Here is a 1,768-nt window from a genome sequence, read left to right on the forward strand (position 1 = left end):
AGCACTTCGGTCTATTTGCGCCCAGCGATCCGCAGATCCCCATGAAACACCGGGGCTAGGGGACGCTTTCGGGCCCGGCCCGACAGCACGACCGGGAATGCTCACCCACCCGATTCCGGGCTTCGATCCCTTTCTAGTCGGCCCAGACGGTTCGCCATCGCTTGCAGATGAGCCCGGGCTCATCGCCGTTCGTCGACCGCGGCATCAGATGTCCGCAGGTTACGAAAATGCCCCTGCGCAGTGGCAGCAAAGTTGGCACGGTGAGGTCTTTGTCACCGAAGACCGAGCCCGCATCGACGGCGAGGGGCGATGGATGATCGAGGGACGAGCGGACGACATGATCATCACCTCTGGACATAACGTGAGTCCGGTCGAGGTGGAGGATGCGATTCTCAAGCACCCCGCAATCACAGAAGCTGCCGCGGTCGCCTACGCCGATCATGCTCGCGGTGATGTGGTGCGAGCCGTCGTAGTGGCTCCACAACCCGGAATAGACGTCGACGAACTAACCCGCCAACTCAAAGACCTTGTCGCACAACATGTGGGCAAGTATGCATCGCCGCGTGTCGTTACCTTCGTCGATGCGCTTCCGCGCAACGAAGTTGGAAAGCTGCGACGAGCCTCGCTACGGCCACAGTAGCGAAACCTCACACTGGAAGGACATCAACAATGCCCGATAACATAGTTCGCGCAATTCTGATAGCCCACGTCCAGCCCAAGGACAATCTGGAGGACGAGTTCAACCGCTGGTATGACGACATCCACATACCGCAAGTCGTTGACCGAATTGCTGGTGTGGTCTCGGGAAAACGTTACCGGTATGCCGAAGAACAACTTGTCGATGCTTCTGGCGCCCCGCCGACTAGGTATCTGACAATGTACGAGATCGAAACCCACGATCTCGCCGACACCGTCGACCGCCTCGGAGCAGCGCTTACCGACGGCACCCTAGACATGTCGGAGTCGCTCGATACCGAGAACCAGCCGCCGATCCTGCACTTCTATGGCTCGGTCAGCAGCTGACTCTGCACTACCTCCTGGAAAGAGGCCTACCTTGACCATCGACGATTTGGACCACGACCGGCGTCCTGTAGCCGAGCGATAAGTGGCCCTTCCGGATCCGGAGTGCGTAGCTGGGGTTCGCCGGTGATGCGGTGAGGCACAAAATGTAGGGGTCCTGGGGCGTGTGACGATGCAGGTTCTCACGCCACGCATCGAACACCCCAGGACCCGCTTTGAACGCTACCGCCAGCCTGCTTGCCGACACCATCTGCCGCACCGTCGAGCTCGGGGTGACGATCACCGACGCCGCCGTGGCCGACGAGCTCACGCACCTGTTCTGCGCCCCGGTCACACTCGACCCGATCTGCGCCGAGTGCGGGATGGCGGGGCGCCTGCGCGACCACGTCCAGCGGAAGGTCACGGATCTACCGATCGTCGGACATCCCACCAGACTGCACGTGCGGGTACCACGCTTTGTCTGCGACAACGATGACTGCGGCACGAGGATCTTCCAGCAACGCATGCCGGCGTTGGCCGAGCCGCGGGCCAAGACCACCCGCCGCTGCAGCCGCTGGATCCTGCAGCGTCTGGCGATCGACCGCACCAGCGTGTCCGCGGTCGCCAAGGCACTCGGGCTGGGATGGGACCTCGTCAACGACCTGGCGGTCACCGAGACTCGCGCCATGGTCTACGACCAGCCCGGACACTTCGTGGCAGATAGGGCTTGTCGGTACCGCGGGTCCGGCGAGTTGGTACCGCTGTTCCG

Annotated in this window: 3 protein-coding genes; all 3 read left to right on the forward strand. The window is 62.2% G+C overall.

The window, feature by feature from the left end; all coding sequences use genetic code 11:
• Positions 1–97 precede the first annotated feature (97 nt).
• Positions 98–640: a hypothetical protein gene (locus NR111_RS18120; RefSeq protein ID WP_374210760.1), complete on the forward strand. Its 543-nt coding sequence runs from the start codon at positions 98–100 to the stop codon at positions 638–640.
• 29 nt (positions 641–669) lie between these two features.
• Positions 670–1,023, forward strand: coding sequence for a hypothetical protein (locus NR111_RS18125; RefSeq protein WP_006898361.1), 354 nt, complete (start codon positions 670–672; stop codon positions 1,021–1,023).
• A 212-nt stretch (positions 1,024–1,235) separates the two neighbouring features.
• A partial coding sequence (locus NR111_RS18130) for a transposase family protein (protein ID WP_256821615.1) occupies positions 1,236–1,768 on the forward strand: 533 nt, incomplete at its 3' end.

Origin of the sequence: Dietzia sp. Die43, from assembly GCF_024519835.1 — a bacterium.
Taxonomy (GTDB): Bacteria; Actinomycetota; Actinomycetes; order Mycobacteriales; family Mycobacteriaceae; genus Dietzia; species Dietzia kunjamensis.

Bases quoted from the DNA above. Each gene is read 5' to 3' on its own strand.
- NR111_RS18120 (WP_374210760.1), top strand. From the start codon at position 98: ATGCTCACCCACCCGATTCCGGGCTTCGATCCCTTTCTAGTCGGCCCA.
- NR111_RS18125 (WP_006898361.1), top strand. From the start codon at position 670: ATGCCCGATAACATAGTTCGCGCAATTCTGATAGCCCACGTCCAGCCC.